The organism is Dactylosporangium sp. CS-047395, from assembly GCF_050942185.1.
Taxonomy (GTDB): Bacteria; Actinomycetota; Actinomycetes; order Mycobacteriales; family Micromonosporaceae; genus Dactylosporangium.
The window spans coordinates 5,296,449-5,314,706 of record NZ_CP192015.1 but is presented as its reverse complement, the minus strand read 5'-3'; the positions used below and the strand labels follow the sequence as shown (position 1 = coordinate 5,314,706).

The 18,258-nt window shown below is 73.5% G+C and carries 21 protein-coding genes; 12 read left to right on the top strand and 9 right to left on the bottom strand.

Annotated elements, in window-relative coordinates:
* The first annotated feature begins 1 nt into the window (after nt 1).
* The gene (locus ACQP00_RS25060; protein WP_433223032.1) at nt 2-334 is read left to right on the top strand and encodes a hypothetical protein; all 333 of its coding nucleotides are present in this window, start codon (nt 2-4) and stop codon (nt 332-334) included.
* A gap of 195 nt (nt 335-529) precedes the next feature.
* On the opposite strand, the gene ACQP00_RS25055 is transcribed toward ACQP00_RS25060, so the two are convergent.
* Complete coding sequence (locus ACQP00_RS25055; protein WP_433223030.1) at nt 530-1,189, bottom strand: winged helix-turn-helix transcriptional regulator; 660 nt, start codon at nt 1,187-1,189, stop codon at nt 530-532.
* Nucleotides 1,190-1,300: 111 nt separating this feature from the next.
* On the opposite strand from ACQP00_RS25055, the gene ACQP00_RS25050 reads away from it, so the two are divergent.
* Together ACQP00_RS25050 and ACQP00_RS25045 are read left to right on the top strand one after the other, a co-directional pair.
* Nucleotides 1,301-1,759 (top strand): allene oxide cyclase barrel-like domain-containing protein, encoded by a 459-nt coding sequence (locus ACQP00_RS25050; protein WP_433223028.1) that lies wholly within the window; start codon nt 1,301-1,303, stop codon nt 1,757-1,759.
* A gap of 87 nt (nt 1,760-1,846) precedes the next feature.
* Nucleotides 1,847-2,923, top strand: a complete 1,077-nt coding sequence (locus ACQP00_RS25045) for a vanadium-dependent haloperoxidase (protein ID WP_433223026.1) — start codon at nt 1,847-1,849, stop codon at nt 2,921-2,923.
* Here the strand turns inward: ACQP00_RS25045 and ACQP00_RS25040 are convergent.
* The 4 genes from ACQP00_RS25040 to ACQP00_RS25025 form a co-directional block, all read right to left on the bottom strand.
* Entirely contained in the window at nt 2,914-3,876 is a 963-nt protein-coding gene (locus ACQP00_RS25040) for a cellulase family glycosylhydrolase (protein ID WP_433223024.1), read from the bottom strand. The genes ACQP00_RS25045 and ACQP00_RS25040 overlap by 10 nt on opposite strands.
* 284 nt (nt 3,877-4,160) lie before the next feature.
* On the bottom strand, nt 4,161-4,763 hold the full coding sequence (locus ACQP00_RS25035) for a hypothetical protein (RefSeq protein ID WP_433223022.1): 603 nt from the start codon (nt 4,761-4,763) through the stop codon (nt 4,161-4,163).
* A gap of 201 nt (nt 4,764-4,964) precedes the next feature.
* Entirely contained in the window at nt 4,965-5,456 is a 492-nt protein-coding gene (locus ACQP00_RS25030) for a MarR family winged helix-turn-helix transcriptional regulator (RefSeq protein WP_433223020.1), read from the bottom strand.
* A 106-nt stretch (nt 5,457-5,562) separates the two neighbouring features.
* Entirely contained in the window at nt 5,563-6,312 is a 750-nt protein-coding gene (locus ACQP00_RS25025) for an SDR family NAD(P)-dependent oxidoreductase (RefSeq protein ID WP_433223018.1), read from the bottom strand.
* Between the two features lie 133 nt (nt 6,313-6,445).
* On the opposite strand from ACQP00_RS25025, the gene ACQP00_RS25020 reads away from it, so the two are divergent.
* The gene (locus tag ACQP00_RS25020) at nt 6,446-7,747 is read left to right on the top strand and encodes a low temperature requirement protein A (protein WP_433223016.1); all 1,302 of its coding nucleotides are present in this window, start codon (nt 6,446-6,448) and stop codon (nt 7,745-7,747) included.
* On the opposite strand, the gene ACQP00_RS25015 is transcribed toward ACQP00_RS25020, so the two are convergent.
* Complete coding sequence (locus ACQP00_RS25015; RefSeq protein WP_433223015.1) at nt 7,704-7,871, bottom strand: hypothetical protein; 168 nt, start codon at nt 7,869-7,871, stop codon at nt 7,704-7,706. The two genes, ACQP00_RS25020 and ACQP00_RS25015, sit on opposite strands and share 44 nt — an antisense overlap.
* 191 nt (nt 7,872-8,062) lie before the next feature.
* On the opposite strand from ACQP00_RS25015, the gene ACQP00_RS25010 reads away from it, so the two are divergent.
* On the top strand, nt 8,063-9,562 hold the full coding sequence (locus ACQP00_RS25010) for an MFS transporter (RefSeq protein WP_433223013.1): 1,500 nt from the start codon (nt 8,063-8,065) through the stop codon (nt 9,560-9,562).
* A gap of 45 nt (nt 9,563-9,607) precedes the next feature.
* Nucleotides 9,608-10,390, top strand: coding sequence for a class I SAM-dependent methyltransferase (locus ACQP00_RS25005; RefSeq protein WP_433223011.1), 783 nt, complete (start codon nt 9,608-9,610; stop codon nt 10,388-10,390).
* Nucleotides 10,391-10,401: 11 nt separating this feature from the next.
* On the opposite strand, the gene ACQP00_RS25000 is transcribed toward ACQP00_RS25005, so the two are convergent.
* On the bottom strand, nt 10,402-10,719 hold the full coding sequence (locus ACQP00_RS25000; protein ID WP_433223009.1) for an STAS domain-containing protein: 318 nt from the start codon (nt 10,717-10,719) through the stop codon (nt 10,402-10,404).
* An 89-nt stretch (nt 10,720-10,808) separates the two neighbouring features.
* On the opposite strand from ACQP00_RS25000, the gene ACQP00_RS24995 reads away from it, so the two are divergent.
* The gene (locus tag ACQP00_RS24995; RefSeq protein ID WP_433223007.1) at nt 10,809-12,605 is read left to right on the top strand and encodes a SpoIIE family protein phosphatase; all 1,797 of its coding nucleotides are present in this window, start codon (nt 10,809-10,811) and stop codon (nt 12,603-12,605) included.
* Here ACQP00_RS24995 and ACQP00_RS24990 read toward each other — a convergent pair.
* Nucleotides 12,562-12,894, bottom strand: coding sequence for an STAS domain-containing protein (locus tag ACQP00_RS24990; RefSeq protein WP_433223005.1), 333 nt, complete (start codon nt 12,892-12,894; stop codon nt 12,562-12,564). The two genes, ACQP00_RS24995 and ACQP00_RS24990, sit on opposite strands and share 44 nt — an antisense overlap.
* Before the next feature lie 107 nt (nt 12,895-13,001).
* Between ACQP00_RS24990 and rimI the strand changes: the two genes are divergently transcribed.
* A complete protein-coding gene (gene rimI / locus ACQP00_RS24985) occupies nt 13,002-13,511 on the top strand; it encodes a ribosomal protein S18-alanine N-acetyltransferase (protein WP_433223003.1) in 510 nt (169 codons plus the stop codon).
* Nucleotides 13,512-13,516: 5 nt separating this feature from the next.
* Complete coding sequence (locus tag ACQP00_RS24980) at nt 13,517-13,690, top strand: hypothetical protein (RefSeq protein ID WP_433223001.1); 174 nt, start codon at nt 13,517-13,519, stop codon at nt 13,688-13,690.
* A gap of 219 nt (nt 13,691-13,909) precedes the next feature.
* Here the strand turns inward: ACQP00_RS24980 and ACQP00_RS24975 are convergent, their stop codons facing one another.
* Nucleotides 13,910-14,377, bottom strand: coding sequence for a DIP1984 family protein (locus tag ACQP00_RS24975; RefSeq protein ID WP_433222999.1), 468 nt, complete (start codon nt 14,375-14,377; stop codon nt 13,910-13,912).
* Nucleotides 14,378-14,419: 42 nt separating this feature from the next.
* Between ACQP00_RS24975 and ACQP00_RS24970 the strand changes: the two genes are divergently transcribed.
* The 3 genes from ACQP00_RS24970 (at nt 14,420) to ACQP00_RS24960 (ending at nt 18,235) form a co-directional block, all read left to right on the top strand.
* Nucleotides 14,420-14,875, top strand: a complete 456-nt coding sequence (locus tag ACQP00_RS24970) for a pyridoxamine 5'-phosphate oxidase family protein (protein WP_433222997.1) — start codon at nt 14,420-14,422, stop codon at nt 14,873-14,875.
* A gap of 100 nt (nt 14,876-14,975) precedes the next feature.
* The gene (locus ACQP00_RS24965) at nt 14,976-16,871 is read left to right on the top strand and encodes an Hsp70 family protein (RefSeq protein ID WP_433222995.1); all 1,896 of its coding nucleotides are present in this window, start codon (nt 14,976-14,978) and stop codon (nt 16,869-16,871) included.
* Between the two features lie 5 nt (nt 16,872-16,876).
* Complete coding sequence (locus ACQP00_RS24960; RefSeq protein WP_433222993.1) at nt 16,877-18,235, top strand: Hsp70 family protein; 1,359 nt, start codon at nt 16,877-16,879, stop codon at nt 18,233-18,235.
* Nucleotides 18,236-18,258 lie beyond the last annotated feature (23 nt).

The following is an 18,258-nucleotide window of genomic DNA, read 5'->3' as shown; positions in this document are numbered from 1 at the left end:
GGTGCAGGACACGCTCGCCGCGTCGGTCGGCGATCCCGACGACTGGAGCGGGCAGCGTACCGTCCGGTGGTTCGACTTCGGGATCTTCGATCGGCGGGTCATGGCGCTCGGCGAGGCCGGTCGGATCATCCACCAGTACGACCCGGATCTGGCGTTGCTGGTCGCTTGTGCGCCTGACGAACTGCGCGAGCGGGTTGTCGACCGGCTGCGGGACAGCCCGGCGTCGGAGCTCCGGCGGGCGTTCCCTGAGCTGGACGCCGTCGTCGTCGGGCCTGCTCCCCCGCTGTCCGACCGGGCCGACATCCGGCGCAAACTGGAGGCGTTGCAGCGGTAAACCGAGCGGTACCAGCGGGCCGCTTTCAAGCTTCCGTGACGAGAAGCCACGTGACGAGAAGAGCCGCGTTCAAGCCGACGTGACGAGCAGCCGCATGACGAGAAGAAGCAATGTTCAAGCTGTCGCGTGACGAGAAAAGGCCGTGTTCAAGCTGCCGCGGGACGAGAAAAGCGCGGGATGAGAAAGAAGGCGCGGTCAGGCGGCCGGGGCGAAGGGGCTGCGGCCGATCCAGTTGGGGAAGGCGGCCCGAAGTGGGGCCGGGCCGGTCAGGTCGATGCGGCCGTCGCGCACGGCCGTCCGCGCGTCGAGGCGGCCCAGGAAGACCTCCGCCAGCGCGCGCAGGTCGGCCTCCACGAACAGGTCGACGTCGTGGCCGGGATCGCTCGTGCAAAGGTCGCACAGCGGCGGTTGGACGACCAGCCAGAACGCGGGCGGGCGGCTGCGCGGGCGGAACCGGAAGTGCAGCACGGTGCGGCCCGCCGGGAGGTGGTCCAGCCGCAGGCGGCGGCGGAGGAACCACATGAGCAGGCCCGCGTCCAGGTGCTCAGCTTGGAGGTCGGTCGCGGCGTGCTCGTAGCCCCAGCGGCCCAGGGCCTCGATCACCGGGCGCACCGCCAGGCCGGCCGCGGTGAGGTGGTATTCGGGGCCGGGGCGGCGTTCCAGCAGGCCCATGTGTTCCAGGCCGGCCAGGCGCTGGGAGAGCAGCGCGCGGGAGATCCGGGGCACGCCGCGGTGCAGGTCGTTGAAGCGGTGACTGCCGGCGAGCAGCTCGCGCAGGATCAGCGGGGTCCAGCGCTCGGCGAACATCTCCGCGCCGAGGGCAACGGGACAGAACTGGCCGTACGTGGTGTGCACGCGGCCATCGTCGGCCTGCCGGGCGGTACCGGACAAGTGCTGTTTTTGAACCTCAACCGGCGTGCAGAAGCTGCACTATGCGCGGCCGGCCCCGGCGCGCACGGTGGGCGCATGTCCAGACTCACACATGGTTCACTGATCGTCCTGACCGCCGTCGTGCTGGGTGCCTCGGGGGCGCCGGCCGGGGCCGACACCGCCGCGCCGCCGGTGCGGCTCGTCGGGCAGCAGACCGCGGTCACGCAGCTCGATCTCGGCGCGGCCGGGCCCGGTCAGGGTGACGAGGTCGTGTTCACGGGGCTGCTGTTCGACGTGCAGCATCGCCCGCTCGGCCGGTTCCACGGGGTGCTCGTCGCGGTCGACGCGGCCGGGGATCGCAGCCAGGCGCAGGTGACGCTGGTGCTGCCGGGCGGCCAGATCGCCGTGCAGGGCGAGGTCGACTTCGCCGCGCCCGATCCGGTGGTGCACGCGATCACCGGGGGCACCGGGCGGTACGCCGGGGCGGGCGGCACGTTCGCGTTCCGGCACACCGACCAGCCGGGCGTCATCGACATCTCCCTCGATGTGCGGTGATGTCATGTATCGCCTGTTGACGGTGCCGTTGCTCGTGGTCGCGGCGGCCGTGCCGGTGGCCGCGCACCCCGCCGATGTGGTCGTGGGGTGGAACCGCGCGCTCGTCGAGGCCATCACCGTCGCCCAACTGCCTCCACCACCGGCGATGCGGGCCGGGGCGATCGTGGCAGTTTCCGTGTACGAGGCCGTCACGCAAAACGGCCGCATGACTCTTCCGCGCCTGCGGCGGCGGCCGGGGCCGCGCATCGGGAGCTCGTCGGGCTGTTCCCGGCCCAGAAGGCCGCGTTCGACGCGCGGCTCGAAGCGTCCCTGGCGGAGCTGCCGGATCGCCACGGGGCGGTGCAGCGCGGGGTGGCGTGGGGCGCGTCGGTCGCCGACGGCGTGCTCGCGCGCCGGGCCGATGACGGATTTTCCGCGGTACTGCCGCCATACGTGCCCGATCCGGCATCCGGGCGGTGGCGGCCAACCCCGCCGGGGTTCCCGGCCGCGCCCTCGTTCCGGCAGTTCGCGGGCATGACGCCGTGGACGCTGCGGTCGCCGGCGCAGTTCCGGCCGCCTCCGCCGCCGGCCCTGGACAGCGCCCGCTACGCGCGGGATCTCGCCGAGGTGCGGGCGGCCGGGCAGTCGACGAGCGCCACCCGCGGCGCGTTCGACACGCAGACGGCCCAGTTCTGGCAGTCCGCGACGCCGATCGCGCTGTGGGACCCGGTCGCCGACGAGCTCATCGTCCGGCACCGCCTGGGGCTGACCGAGGCGGCGCGGTTGCTGATGAAGGTCAACGTGGCCATGGCCGACACGGTGATCGTGGTCTGGAACGCCAAGAACTTCTTCGACACGTGGCGGCCGGTCACCGCGATCCAGGCCGTCGACCCCGCGTGGCGGCCGCTGCTGGACACGCCGACGTTCCAGGAGTACCCGGCCGGGCATCCGGCGGTGAGCCAGGCCGCGGCGGCCGTACTGGCGCACCGGTTCGGGGATCGGACGCGGTACACGCTGACGTCCCCAAGTATGGCCGGCGTCACGCGAACGCTGCCGAGCTTCTCTGCCGGTGTGGCGCAGACGAGCGATGCGCGGGTCTTCGGCGGCATCCACTTCCGCTTCGCCTGCGAGGCCGCGACCGAGATGGGGCGTAGGGTCGCGGCGCACGTCGAGGCTCACGTGTAGACGGTGGCCGGACGGGAGGTCTGGCGGATGCCGTCCGGGCCGTCGAACACCCGCCGGCCCCACCACGTCAGGGCGGCGGCGTCGAACTCGCGGACCATGTCGAGGTTGCTGACGTCGCCGCTGTTGCCGCTCCAGGACCAGGCCAGGTAGCCGATGTCGTGGATCCGGGCCTCGGACATCACGGCGTCCTCGTCGACCTCGCCGTCCTGGTGGGTGTACGCGAACTCGGTCACCGCGATCGGCAGGCCCGCCCGCAGGAACCGGTCCAGGTAGTCGTGGATGGTGGTGGCCCGGCTGAAGGCGCCGTACACGTGGATCGAGAAGACCGTGTTGTGCTGCGGGTCGGCGGCGAAGACCCCGGCCGCATCGTCACGCATTGTGAAGGACACATCTTGGCCCCAATCTGGAGCGTCGACCATGAGGGTGTGGCGGAGGCCGGCGCGGCGCAGGCGGGCGATCGACTCCTTCGTGTCGGCGGGCCAGGTGGCGAAGTTGTCCAGCACGTACGGTTCGTTGGCGACATCGATGATCGCGTACTTCTCCTGGCCGATCAGGGCCTGGCGAATGCTGATCCAGTAGTCGACCGCCTTCGCCTGCGGGATGGCCTCCGGGCGGTACCCCCAGCCGGTGGTGTCGTTCACGACGAGCACGCAGATCAGACGGTTCTGCCGGCACAGGCCGATCACCCGGGCGACGTCGGCCGCGTCGTTGCGCCGGGCGACCACGCCCGCAGACAATTCCACTCGTACCGCGTTCGCGCCCATCGCCTTCACGTCGCGGAACATCTGCGGCGTCCGGTCGGGGTACACGGCGTGGTTCTGTCCTACGCCCCGGATGACGAACTCGTGGTGGTCGGCGTCGTACAGCCGGCCGTGCCGCACGTAGAAGCCGTCCGCGGGCAGCCGGCGCGCCCGGATCGTGTCGTCCGCGGGGTGCAGAAGCCCGGGGTGCACAAGCCCGGAGTGCAGGAGCCCGGGGCGCGGGAGTCCGGGGTGCGGGAGTCCGGGGTGCGGGAGTCCGGGGTGCGGGAGTCCGGGGTGCGGGAGCCCTGGGTGCGGTAGCCCGGGGTGCAGGAGCCCGGCGATGAGGGCGAGCGACAGTGCCGCCAGGCGGGTGCGCACCGCCTAGCACTGCCCCGGCACCGGGCCGTCAACCCCTCAAAAGGAGCCGTCATCCCTTAAGACGAGCCTCATCCCTGAAAAGGGGGCCGTCATCGCTCAAAAGGGGCCGTCGACCCCTAAACAGGGCCGTTGTCCACCAGCACGAAGGCGGTCAGCGCGGTGGCGTCGCCCGGCTCCTCCGCGATCACCCCGTTGGTCTTGGACACCAGCAGGTACGCGCCGCTCACGCTGATCGTGTAGGTCGCCGGGTCGCCGCTCGCCGGCGGCTGGATCGTGAACAGCTGGCCGTCGCGGGCCGGGTCGCACTGGGTGGCCGCGATCGTCAGCGGTTGACTGCCGTTGTTCTTCAGCCCGAGACAGGCCTTGTCGCCGGTGGCGGTGCGGATCTGGTGGCGGGAACCTTGCGGTACCAACACGAAAAGGCCCTTGTCGGTGGGGCCGTCGGTGACGTTGAGGCGGCCGGTGTCATCCACGGCCAGGATCGACTCGCCGGCCTCGGCGGGGCGGATCACGAGCCGCCGCTGCCCGAGCAGCATCGGCGCGTCGGGCCCGGTCACCGACGGCTGGGGCGCGGCCTGAGCGGGTTGCGAGGCGGGCGGCGGCGGGGCGGCACTGGAGGCCGGGGCCGACGGGCTCGCGACGATGGGGTTCGCGGCGGTACCGCAGCCGGCCAGCGCGGTGAGCCCGGCCACGACGAGCAGAGCGGCGTTTCCTCGCATTCGTCCTTGATACCCATTCGTGCCCCAGCGCGCACCTCACAGCGGCCGGGGCAGAGTGCCGCGGGCACCTCACCGCGGCCGGTGCAGGGTGCCGCGGGCACCTCACCGCGGCCGGGGCAGAGTGCCGCGGGCACCTCACCGCGGCCGGTGCAGAGTGCCGCGCGCACCTCACCGCGGCCGGGGCAGGATGCCGCGCGCACCTTACAGCGGCCGGGGCAGGGTGCCGCGGGTCAGCACGTTCTCATAGATGTGCTCCAGGGCCGCGCCCAGCGGCGCTTGCAGTTCGGCCGGCAGCCCGTCGAAAAACAGGTCGTGGATCAGGTCGACGTGCCCCGGCGCGGCCGCCTCGAGGGCGTGGCGGCCGCGCGGGGCCAGCGACACCTCGGTCACCCGCCGGTCGCGCTGGGCCGGATCGAGGCTGACCAGGCCGCGCTCGGCCATCCGCCTGGCGTGGTGGGACAGCCGGCTGCGCTCCCAGCCGATGTTGGTGGCGAGCGCGGTGATCGTCAGGCACGACGCCGGCGCGACGCTCAGCGCGGTCAGCACGTCGTAGTCGGGCATCGACAGGTCGTGCTCGGCCTGCAGCTGGCGGTTGATCTCGTACGTGAGGCGGAGCTGGAGCCGGATGTACGCAAGCCAGGTACGCTGCTGGTCGCCGTCGAGCCAGCCCCGGGCGGGACGCTTGGGGGTCATACCGCCATCGTGCCAGTCACGTGAGGCGTTACGGACGCCCGCAACGCTCAGTTACGTGAAATGTCACGAACTTGCCCAACGCTCGATCTCGTGACGTGTCACGGAATCAGAGCTGCTCGGCCCCGCCGTCCACGAACAGCTCGGCGCCGGTCACGAAGCTGCTGTCGTCCGAGGCCAGGAACACCGCGGCCGCCGCGATCTCCTCCGGGCGGCCCAGCCGGCCGAGCGGCACCCCGGCCACGAGCTGCGCGAACAGCGGCTCGACCCCGGCCGGGTCGCCGGCCAGCCCGGCCAGGCCCGGGGTCTCCACCGGCCCCGGGACCAGCGTGTTGACCCGCACCCCGCGCCCGACGAGCTCGGCCGCCCAGGTCCGCCCGAAGGAGCGGATGGCCGCCTTGGTCGCCGCGTAGAGCCCGAACGCGGGCGTGCCGTTCGACGCCGCCGTCGACCCGGTCAGGATGATCGACGCACCGGGCCTGAGCAGCGGCAACGCCCGCTGCACGGTGAACAGGGTGCCGCCGACGTTGCGGTCGAAGGTGGCCCGGTAGTCCTCGGCCGTGATGTCCTCCAGCGCGGCGAACGAGCCGCCGCCGGCGTTGGCCATCAGCACGTCGAGGCCGGCCCCGCGCTGTTCGATCGCCGCGAAAAGCTGGTCGAGGTCGGCCGGGTCGGCGATGTCGCCGGCCACGCCCGTGGCGTCCGCGCCGATCAGCGCGACCGCCTCGTCGACGGCCTCCTTGCGCCGCCCGGTCACGAAGACGTGCGCGCCCTCGTCGGCGAAGCGGCGGGCGACCGCCAGGCCGATGCCCGAGGTGCCGCCCGTGACCAATGCCGTCTTGCCCTGCAGCCGTTCCATGTTCGCGCTCCTCGCTCGTGCTGCCGTACCTTCCGCCCCGTGCAACTTACGTGACATGTCATGCATTCCGGCTCGTGACCGCCGACACTCGCTCATCCCGGCGCCTCACCCGGCGGGTCCGTAGGATCTCGCCGTGGGTGAGGATGCCGCGCAGTTGCGAAACGACCTGGAGCACCGGCTGCGGCCGATGGCCGGGCGCGATCCCGGCGAGCGGGGCCGCTCCACTACCCCGGTCGAGCTGCTCTATGACCTGACGTACGTCATCGCCTTCGCGGCCGCCGCCGACCAGCTCGCCGAGGCGGTCAGCGACGGGCGGGTCGGGTCGGGGCTCGGGGCGTACGCCTTCGCGATCTTCTCGGTGTCCTGGGCGTGGCTGAACTTCACCTGGTTCGCCTCGGCCTACGACAACGACGACGCGCTGTTCCGGGTGGCCACCCTGGTGCAGATGATCGGCGTGGTCATCCTGGTCTTCGGGCTGCCGGTGAGCTTCGAGGCGGCCGCCGGCGGGCACAGCCCGAACAACCTGCTGCTGGTGGCCGGGTACGTCGTCATGCGCGTGCCGCAGATCGGGCTGTGGCTGCGCGCGGCCCGGCAGGACCCGGCCCACCGGCGGATCGCCCGGGCCTACGCGGTCACGATTGCCGTCGTACAGATCGGGTGGGTCCTCTCGGCGCTGCTGCCGCTCCCGCTCGGCGTCACGATCGCCGTGCTCGCCGTCCTCGCGGCCGGGGAGATGGCGGCGCCCGTCGTGCTGGAGCGGCGGCTGGGCGCACCGCCGTGGAACGCCGGGCACATCGCGGAGCGGTTCAGCCTGCTGACCCTGATCGCGCTGGGCGAGGTGATCGCGGCGACCGTCAGCGCCGTCGCCGCGCTGATCCACGCTCGGGGCTGGAGTCCGGCCGCGGTGGTGATCGTCGCGTCCGGGCTGGTGCTGGTGGCGGGGCTCTGGTGGGCGTACTTCCTGATCCCCGCCCGGTCGATCCTCGAGCGCTTCCCCGGTCGTACCTTCGCGTGGCGCTACGCCCACCTGCCGATCTTCGGCGCCGTGGCGGCCGTCGGGGCCGGGCTGCGCGTCGCCACCAACGCCGTCGAGGAGCAGGAGCTGTCGGTCCTGCGGGTCGCGCTCGCCCTCGCCGTTCCGGTGGCGGTCCTGCTCGTGCTGATCTTCGCGACCTGGAGCGTCCTGCTGCACGCGTACGACCTGACGCACGTACCACTGCTGGCTTGTGCTCTTGTCCCTCTCGCGGCGGCGGTGGCGGTGCCGTTCGCGCTCGGCGCCACCGGGCCGGTCGACCTCGCGGATTCCTCCAGCGTGGCCGCGCTCGTGGCCGCGATCGCGTTGGTGGCGCTGTCGGCGGTCGTCGAGGTGGTCGGGCACGAGCTGGTCGGCTTCAGCCACACGATGCGGGTGCTCCGGCGGTCGGGCCGTAGGTGAGGTGCGCGACGCCGGTCGGGCCGTAGGTGAGGTGCGCGACGCCAGTCGGGCCGTAGGTGAGGTGCGCGAAGCCGGTCGGGAAGGTCTCCGAGGCGAGCAGCCGCAGCGGGATGCGGCCGCCCACATCGTAAAAGAGCCGTTTTCCCGCACCCAGCACCACCAGTGCCTCGAGCGGGGACGGGCCGTTTCGACACAAAGGGCCGGCGGGATCCATCGGGTTGCCGCGCGGGTGCCGGGCAGGGCGGGGGCTCAGCATGGCGGTACCGCCGCCGAACGGTTGACGCGAAAGACGCACGCGACACCGGAAAGGCTGCCATGACCACCACCTCCCTGGAACGGGCCCGCATCGCGGAGGCCCAGGAGTCCCACCCGCATCACGCCCGGCGGTGGGCCATCCTCGGCGTGCTCGGCCTCGCCCAGCTCATGGTGGTGCTCGACGCCACGATCGTGAACATCGCGCTGCCCTCGGCGCAGCGGGCGCTGGGCTTCTCCAACGACAACCGGCAGTGGATCGTCACCGCGTACGCGCTCGCGTTCGGCGCCCTGCTCCCCCTCGGCGGCCGCGTCGGCGACCTGATCGGGCGCAAGACGACGCTGCTCGTCGGCCTCATCGGGTTCGCCGCCGCGTCCGCGATCGGCGGGGCCGCGGAGGGCTTCGGTCTGCTGGTCTCCGCGCGCGCCGCGCAGGGTGCCTTCGGCGCGCTGCTCGCCCCGGCCGTGCTGTCGCTGCTCACCACGACGTTCACCGACGCCAAGGAGCGGGCCAAGGCCTTCGGCATCTACGGCGCGATCGCCGGCGCCGGCGGCGCGATGGGCCTGCTGCTCGGCGGGGTGCTCACCGAATACCTCGACTGGCGCTGGTGCATGTACGTCAACATCGTCTTCGCCGTGCTCGCCACCTTCGGCGCCCTGAGCCTGCTGCACAACCAGCGCGCCGAGGGGCCGGGGCACCGCCTCGACGTGCCCGGCACCGTGACGGTCTCGGCCGGCCTGTTCTCGCTGGTGTACGGCTTCGGCAACGCCGAGACCCACGCCTGGGGCGACGCGGCGGTGTGGGGCTGGCTGGTGGCCGCCGTGGCGCTGCTGACCGCGTTCGTCGTCATCGAGACCCGGGTCGCGCACCCGCTGATCCCGCTGCGCGTCCTGCTGGACCGCACCCGCAGCGGCGCCCTGCTGAGCGTGCTCACCCTCGGTGTGGGCATGTTCGCCGTCTTCCTGTTCCTCACGTACTACCTGCAGCAGAACCTCGGCTTCAGCCCGATCCGCAGCGGCGCCGCCTTCCTGCCCATGATCGCCGCCCTGGCCGTCACCGCCACGGTCGCCACCAGCGTCGTCGTCCCGCGCGTCGGCCCGCGCCCGCTCGTCCCGGCCGGGTTCCTGGTCGCGGCCGGCGGCATGCTGTGGCTGACCCAGCTGAACGTCCACTCGAGCTACGCGGGCAGCATCCTCGGCCCCCTGCTGGTCTCCGGCGTCGGCATCGGCCTGGCCATGGCCCCGTCCATGACCGCCGGCACCTCGGGCGTCCGCGCCGCCGACGCGGGTGTGGCCTCGGCCCTGGTCAACACCGCCCAGCAGGTCGGCGGCTCGGTGGGCACCGCGGTGCTGTCCACGATCGCCTCCAGCGCGCTCACCCACGCCCTGGCCGGCAAGACCCCGACCGCGCAGGCGACCCTGGCCGCCGCGATCGACAGCTACACCACCACCTTCACCTGGGTTGCCGCCTTCTTCCTGGCCGGCGCGGTGGTGAGCGGCCTGCTGCTGCGCTCCGGCCCGCTCTCGGTCGACCCGGACGCCGCCCCGGCGGCCCACATGTAGGCCGCGCGCTCGTACCCTCTGATGGTGGACGACGGCCCTGAAAGCATGACGTTACGAGCGACCTTCGACGAGGACGCGGCACGGTACGACCGTGCCCGTCCCGGGTACCCGGCGCGGATGTTCGACGATCTCGCCGCGGCCGGGGCAGCGCCTGGGGCGACCGTGCTGGAGATCGGCTGTGGCACCGGGCAGGCGACCGTGCCGCTGGCCGGGCGGGGCTACCGCATCGTGGCGGTCGAGCTGGGCGCGGAGCTGGCGGCCGTGGCCCGGCGAAACCTTGCCGCGTTCGACGCCGTGGAGGTCGTCACGGCGGCGTTCGAGGAGTGGCCGCTGCCCGGTGAGCCGTTCGACGTGGTGTTCTCCGCCACCGCGTTCCACTGGATCGACCCGGCGGTGCGGGTGCAGAAGTCCGCCGACGCGCTGCGCCCGGGCGGCCTGCTGGCCACCGTCGCCACCCACCACATCGCCGGCGGCTCCTGGACCGAGGACTTCTTCGCCGAGATCCAGCGGTGCTACGCGCGCTTCGATCCGTCGACCCCGCCGGGGCTGCATATGCAGACCGCCCGGGACATCGCCGAAGACGATCGGGAGCTCACCTCGTCGGGACGGTTCGGGCCCGCGACGTTCTTCCGGTACGAGTGGGAGCTGCCGTACTCGACGGCCGAGTACCTGGATGTGCTGCTGACCTACTCCGGGCACCGGGCCCTGCCGGACGCGCAGCGGAGCGGACTGCTGGACTCCATCGCGCGGCTGATCGACGTGGGCCACGGGGGCCGGATCGTCAAGCGCTACCTGACTGAGCTGAGGATCGCCCAACGGGTCCGGTGAGGCCGGCCGGCTCAGGCGGAGGCGGGCTCGATCGTGAAGACGCGGTCGAGTCCGGTGATCTCCAGCAGCCGGGTCACGTTCTCGCTCGGGGCGCGGATCACCAGGCTGCGGTGGGCCAAGGCGGCGGCACGGTAGAGCCGGACCATCGCGGCGAGGCCGGCCGAGTCGCAGAAGTCCACGCCCGCCAGGTCGAGGACGATGGTGGCGAGGTCGGCGGACTCGTGCTCCGCGACGGTCGCCGCCAGGCGGCGGTTGTTGGACAGGTCGATGTCGCCGTTGGCCGTGATGGTCAGCGTGGTGCCGTCGGTGTCGCCGGTCAGCGTGAGCATGGCGGTGCAACGCTACCCCGGCCGCCTCCCGGCCGCCTCCCGGGACGGAACCGTGGTCACCCTGGCGCGCGGGCCGGTACAGTTCGCGCGTGTCATCCGGTCTTTCGGCCAGCCGGTCGAGCGCCGCGGCCCGCACGGGGAAGGTGCCGGGCGCCACGGCCCGCACGGGGTTGGGGGCGTCGCCCGATCCGGTGTTCGACCGGTTCGCGGCGATGGTCCGCACCGTCCTGCGCGTGCCCGTCGCCCTGGTCTCGCTGCCCGGACCCGGCGGCCGGGTGTTCCCGGGCGCGGCCGGACTCGCCGAGCCCTGGCGCACCGAGCGGCGGGCCGCAGGGTACGTCGCCGATGCGGACGAACCCCTGGCGATCCCCGACGCGCGGGTGCGGCGCGACGAGCGGGTGCCGGGCGGGCTCGGGATCGTCGGGTACGCGGGCGTGCCGTTGACCGATGCGGACGGTACCGTGCTGGGCACGCTCTGTGTGATCGACGCCGTGCCGCGCACGTGGACCGGCGAGGAGCTCGCGCTGCTGGCCGACCTGGGGGCCGCCTGCTCCGACGGCCTGCGGCTGCGCATCGCCACGCGGCGGGCCGAGGCCGGGCAGGGCGCGGCGCTCGACCGCGGCGACCGGCTGCGCGGGGCGTTCGACCGCAGTCAGGTGCTGCTGAACGCGAGTGTGGCGCTCACCGGCACCACGACCATCGACGACGTCGTCGCGGCGGTCGGACGGCTGGTCAGCAACGTTCTGGAGCCCGCCGACATCGGCATCGCGCTGTTCACCGGGGAGCCGGAGCTGGCCACGTTCGCGCCGCTCCCGGCCGACCTGGCCGGCCGGTGGGCCGGGTTCGCCGCGTCCGCCCTGCACCCGGCGGTCAACGCGGCGCGCGCGGGCCGGCTGTACGTGCTGGCCAACCCGGAGGCGATCCGCGCCGCGTTCCCCCAGCCCGCCACCGACCTGGGCCGGCTCGGCTGGCAGGCGGTGGCCTGCGCGCCGCTGCTGCACGGCGACGGCGCGCTGGGCGTGCTCACCTTCGCCTGGCGCCAGCCCCGCGACGTCGACCTGGACGAGCAGGCGGTGATCCTCACCATCGCCGGGTACGTCACCCAGGCCCTCGACCGCGCCGACCACCTCCTGCACGAGCACACCGCGGCCGCCACCCTGCAGCAGGCCCTGCTCACGCCGCTGCCGGCGATCGAGGGGCTGCACCTGGCGGCCCGGTACATCCCGGCCCACGAGGACGACCACGTCGGCGGCGACTGGTACGACGCGATCGCCCTGCCCGGCGGCCGGCTCGCGCTGGTCATCGGCGACGTCTGCGGCCACAGCCTGGAGGCCGCCGCCACGATGAGCGAGCTGCGCAGCATGCTGCGGGCATTCGTCGCCGACCGGGACGAGCCGCCCTCGGCCACGCTGCGCCGGCTCGACACCGCCTGCCGGGCGCTGCGCCAGGAGATCTTCGCCACCGTCGTGCTGGCCCGCCTCGAGCCCGCGCCCAGCGGCGGGTTCACGCTGCTGTGGTCCAACGCCGGCCACCCGCCGCCGACCCTGCTCGTCCCGGGTGCGGCCCCCCGCCTGCTGACCGAGCACGACCTGCTGCTCGGCGTCGACCCGGCGACGCCGCGGCACGATCACGTCGTGGACATCGCGGAGGGGGCGACGCTTTTGCTGTACACCGACGGGCTCATCGAATCGCGCACGAGCACTGTCGACGCGGGCCTGGCCCAGCTGCACGAGACGCTGCGGGAGCGCCCCGGCGACGGCGCCCGGCGGGTCGCCGACCACGTCGTCACGCACACCGACACGCACCGGCACGACGACGACATCGCCCTGCTCACCGTGCACGTCAGGCAGCGGCCGGCCCCGCGGGCAGCGCCGGAAGGATCGTGAAGATCTGGTCCAGCGCGGTCAGCCGGAACGTGCGCAGCAACCGCTCGTGCGGACTGATCAGCGTGAGCCGCTGCCCGCGCCCGACCAGCCGCTGATAGATGCTCACCAGCACCCCGAGCCCGCTGGAATCGATGAACTGCACCGCCGCGACATCGACGTACAGCTCGGAGTCGTGCTCGTCGAGCACCGCGTGCAGGTAGCGCCGCAGCTCGTCCGAGGTGGCGATGTCGAGGTCCCCGGCCGCCGTCACCACCGTCGCGCCCGCTCCGGGCAGCACCGACAACTCCACGAGGTCCCCACATCCACCAGCACGGACCGACGTGGGCCGTGCCAGCGATGGTAGCTCGGGCGCGCACCGAAGTACGTCACCGGCGCGACCCGGTTACGCTCGGTCGAGTGGCCCGCGGAATCCCCCGGCTGGACGACAGCACCGGCACCGGCCGGCCCGCCCCGGCGGGTGCCCTGCTGTTCGACACCATGCGCCGCCGCGATGTCCCCGCGGTGTCCGCCATCGAGCGGGTGAGCTTCCCGACCCCGTTCACTCCCCGGGTGTACCGTGCCGTGCTCGCCGACCCCACCGCCCGCTGGTGGGTCGCGCGGTTCGTGGACCGCTCCGCCATCGCCGGCTACGTCGGCTATTTCCTGGCCCCCGACAACCGCGCCCACCTCGCCAAGATCGCCGTCGCCCCGGCCTGGCGCGGCCGCCACGTGGGCGATCGGCTCCTGCGGCACACCCTGACCGCCGCCGGCCGCGAAGGCGCCGAGCTGGTCACCCTGGAGGTCCGCGTCACCAACACCGCGGCGCTGGCGCTCTATCGCAAATGGGGCTTCGTGGAGCTGTACCGCTCTCCGGGTCACTATCCGGACACCGGCGAGGACGGCCTGATCCTGGCCCGCCTACCCTGAGGGACGTGGCTTCGACGCTGCCGGTGATGCTGCTCGACCTCGACGGTGTGCTCAATCCCTTCGGCGCCGCGGTGGGCGAGCGGGCCGCGCCCACGCTGCTCGTGGAGATCGACCCGGCCGTCGGGTGGACGCGGCCCGACATCGATCGGGTGCTCGCGTGGTGTGGTGCCTTGCGGTGACGCGGAGTACCCCGTACCCGCCCTCGTCGTCGTGGATCCGCACCTGGTTGTGTGGCGTGCATCGTGCGCCGTTACCTGTGTGCCGTGCTGGGCATGCGTTGTGCATCGGGGAGTCGAACCCCGGCGCCTGCCCCTAGGCGCACCAGGCGTGGGCCGAGATAACCCGTCGGCCCTCGGGTCGGTGCGCGCCTCCAGCGACGACTACCTGCTCCGCGTCCTCTAGTCCAGGAGGTCGGCCTCCCAGTTCGTACGCTGGATCAGCGTGTCCACCTCGCGCAGCTCCCGCGCCAGGTCGTCGGCCTCGCGGCGCAGCTCCGCGACCGGCAGGGCGGCGATCATCCGCAGCTCCGAGCGCAGCTGCCGCACCCCGCGCTGCCCCTCACCGGCCGCCGCACCCGCGGCCGCGGTGACCAGCTTGTGGCGGAAGCGCAGCACATCGCGCCGCGCCAGGGCGTCGGTGAGCGTGCCGCCGCCGGCGAGCTGGGTCGCCGAGTTCGTGCGGTTGATCCGGCGCATGAGCATCTCCAGCTCGCCCAGCCGCGAGGCCGCCTCGGCCAGCAGGGCCGCCGCGTCCTCGGCCGGCTCCTCGCCCTCCTGGTACCGCGCGGACGCCGTGATCCGCGCCTGCAGCTGGTTCACCTGCCGCGCCGCGTCCGCCCGCAGCGCCAATGCCTCGGCGAGTTTCATGGTCAAAGTTGTATCAAACCCTTGAGATGAAATCATGGGCGCATGACGGCTTGGCGGGACGTTGAGCAGGCGGCGCCGGAGTTCGCGCAGCGCGTGCGGGAATTGTTCGATGCGCACAAGCACAAGACCATCGCCACGGTACGGGCCGGCGGCGGGCCGCGGATCTCCGGTATCGAGGCGGCCTTCGAGGGCGGCGAGCTCACGTTCGGCTCGATGAGCGGCGCGCGCAAGGGGGCCGATCTCCGCCGGGATTCGCGATTCGCCTTGCACAGTGCGACCGTCGACCCGGTCGAGGGGTCCGAGGCGCAGTGGCCCGGCGAGGCCAAGATCTCCGGCCGGGCGGTGCCGGCGGCGGCGAAAGGGGAACCCGGCGAGGGCGACCGGTTCCACGCGGACATCGCCGAGGTCGTGCACACCCACCTCAACCCGGAGGCGACCCTGCTCGTCGTCGAATGGTGGACGCCGGAAGGCGGACTGCACAAAGTGGAACGGGAGTAACAGCCGGAAACAAGGCACCGACCGGACATCCAGTTCGGAATCTCCGGAGGTGCCCCGGGGTGGCGCCGGCACGGTACTCATTGGACGTGAGGACTTGCCGATGACCGAACCGGTCCTCTGCGTCGATTTCGGGACCAGCACCACCCAGGCCTCGCTCGTCACCGGGGCCGGCACCCAGCCGCTGCACGATCCGGCCAGCGGCTCCACGAGCTGGCCCACCGCCGTGTTCGCCGACGACGACGCGCTGCTCGTCGGGCGGGCGGCGGAGAAGCGCAAGCGGGTGCGGCCCGGGGCGTACCGGCACGAGTTCAAGCGCGAGCTCGGGCAGGCCGCGGCGCTCGTGGTCGGCGGGGCGGCGTTCGACGCGACCCAGTTGCTCACCGTGCTGCTGCGGGCGTTGCGCACCGAGGCCGAGCGGCTGCACGGCGCGCCGGTCGGCAGCGTGCTCATGACCATGCCCGCGTCGTACGGGCCGGACGACCCGCGGCGGGCCGCGCTGCTCACCGCGGCCGGGAACGCCGGGCTGGGGATCGCCGAACTGCTGCCCGAGCCGGTCGCGGCCGCTCTCGCGCCGGCCGCCGGGAGCGGGTTCGAGCCGGGCGAGCTGGTGCTCGTGTACGACCTCGGCGGCGGCACCTTCGACACCGCGCTGGTGCGGCTGGGCACGGGGCAGCACGAGATCGTGGGGTTCGAGGCGGTCGAGGACTGCGGTGGAAGGGATCTGGACGCCGCGGTGTACGCCGCCGTGCTCGACAAGCTCGGCCGGCCCGACCCGCTGCGGGCCGAGCACGCCGACCGGGACGCGGCGCTGCGGGCCCGGCTGGACCTCATGGACCTGGCCGTCGAGCTCAAGCACCAGCTCTCCGACGGGCCGGCGGCCGGCGAGTTCACCCGGGACGACCAGCTGGTCGAGATGACCCGCGAGGAGCTGGGCAAGCTGGCGGTACCACTGGTGGAGCGCACCCTGGCGTGCTGCCGGGCGCTGCTGGTGCGCTGCGAGGTCGGGCCGGACGAGATCGCGGGAGTCCTCGCGGTCGGGGGCAGCACCCGCAGCCCGGTCGTCGCCGCCGCCGTGGCCGCGGGGCTCGGGCTGCCCGTGCGCCAGGCCGAGGACCCGCAGCACGCGGCCGTGCGCGGGGCCTGCGAGTGGGCCCGCCAGACGCCGCACCGGACCATCGCCGGCGCGCCGCCCGGGCCCGGGGTCAACCCGCTGGCGTGGACGCTGCCCGGCGGGCGGGCCACGATTGTCGAGCGCCGCCCGGAGGGCACCGACTTCGCGGCCGGCGAACCGCTGGCCCGGGTGCGCACCGCCGACGGCAGCCTGCACCAGCTCGTGGCCGGCTCCCCCGGCCGCATCCTGCACTGGCAGGCGCTGCTCGGCCAGCGGGTGCTCAGCGGCGACTGGCTCGTCACCACCCGGTCCGCCGTCGCCACCGCCCCGCGCCTGGTCGCCGGCAAGCCGCGGCGGTTCGCCATCGGCTCGAACCGGCTGCGCGCCATCGCGTTCAGCCCGGACGGCCGGTACTTCGCGGTCATCGGCACGGGCGGCTGCACGCTCTACGCGGTGACCGGGCCGGGCCGGCTGATCGTACGCGGGGCCGGGATCCCCAAGTGGCTGGCCTTCGGCTCCGACGGCACGACCCTGTTCACCGGCGGCGCCGGAGGCGTCAAGGCGTTCCGCGTCCTCGTGCCGACGCCGGACGGGCTCGCCCTGGCCGGCGCGGTCACCGAGGTCACGGCGCCGGACGTCACCCCGCAGCCGGCGCCGGACGTCGTCTCCGCCCTTGCGCCCGGGGCCCGGCTGCTCGCGGTCGTCATGCGCCGCAAGATCGTCGTGTGGTCGCTCGACGCCGGCACGACCGTGCTCAACCTGGCGACGGAGGGCCCCGTCGATGCGATCGCGTTCAGCCGCGACGGCGCCCGGCTCGCGGTCGGCACCAGCGAGAGCGGCTCCGTCGACGTGTACTCCATCACCACCGTCGTCCAGGAGGAGTGAGTCGCATGAGCGGCGCGGTGCTCGCCATCGACTTCGGCACGACCAGCTCGGCGGCGACGCTGACCGACGGCGTGCGCCGGGTCCAGCTGCGCGAGCCGGGCAGCGGGGTCTGGACCTGGCCGTCGGCGGTCTTCTTCGACGGGCGCCGGCCGGTCGTCGGCACCGCCGCGGTCAGCCGGCGCCGGCTGCGGCCGGGCGGGTTCCGCGACGAGCTCAAGCGGCACCTGGGGCAGGGCACGCCGCTGTACCTCGCTGAGCGCCCACTGCGCACCGTCGACCTCGTCACGCTCATCCTGCAGGCGATCCGGGAGGAGGCCGAGCGGGTCCACGGCGCCCGGGTCGGCCGCGCCGTCATCACCGTGCCCGCCTCCTACGGCCCCGACGACCTGCGCGCCCGCGACATGCTCGAGGCGGCCCGCAACGCCGGGCTGCCCGCCGCCGAACTGGTCGCCGAGCCGGTCGCGGCCGCGCTCGCCCCGGTCGCCGGCGAACCGCTGCCGCCCGGTGCGACCGTCCTCGTGTACGACTTCGGCGGTGGCACCTTCGACGCGGCGCTCGTCCGCCTCGGGGCCGGCGACGGGTCCCCGCACGCGGTGCTCGGCGCGGCCGCTCTCGACGACTGCGGCGGCCGCGAGCTCGATGCGGCCGTCATCACGCATTTACGTGCGGCCGGCGGCGCGGCCCTGGCCGGGGTGCTCGACGCGGCCGAGGACGCCGACGACGAAGCCCGGCTCTCCGCGGCCCGCGACACGATGGAGTTCGCCGAGTTCGCCCGGCACCTCAAGCACCGGGTCAGCGCCGAGAACGCGGCCGACGACTACTTCCGCGCGGCCGGGCTGGTGCTGCGCCTGGACCAGCAGCGGCTGCGGATGCTGGCCCAGCCGCTGCTGGAGCGCACCACCGACTGCTGCCGGCGGCTGCTCGACGACGTGCGGCCCGGCCCGGTGGCGGCGGTGGTCCTGGTCGGCGGGTCCAGCCGGCTGCCGGGCCTGACCGACCACCTGGCCCGCACGCTCGGGCTGCCGGTCCGCCAGGCCGAGGACGTCGAGGTGGCCGTCTCGCAGGGCGCCGGGGTGTGGGCGAGCGGCGGTGCGGTGCTCACCGCCACCGCGCAGGCGCCGCGGCCCGATCGCCAGCCGCTGTCGTGGACGCTGCCGGCCGGTCCGGCGACGGTGATCGAGTGGCTGGTGGGGCCCGGGCAGCGGTACACGACGGGGCAGGTCCTGGGAAGGGTGCGCGCGGCCGACGGGTCGCTGATCGATCTGGCCGCGGCCGCGCCGGGGCGGGTCCAGGTGCAGCACGCGCACCAGGGCGACGCCGTGCTCACCGGCGACTGGATCGTCACGGTCGACACCACCGGCTGACGACGCGCGAAGAGAAGACGGAG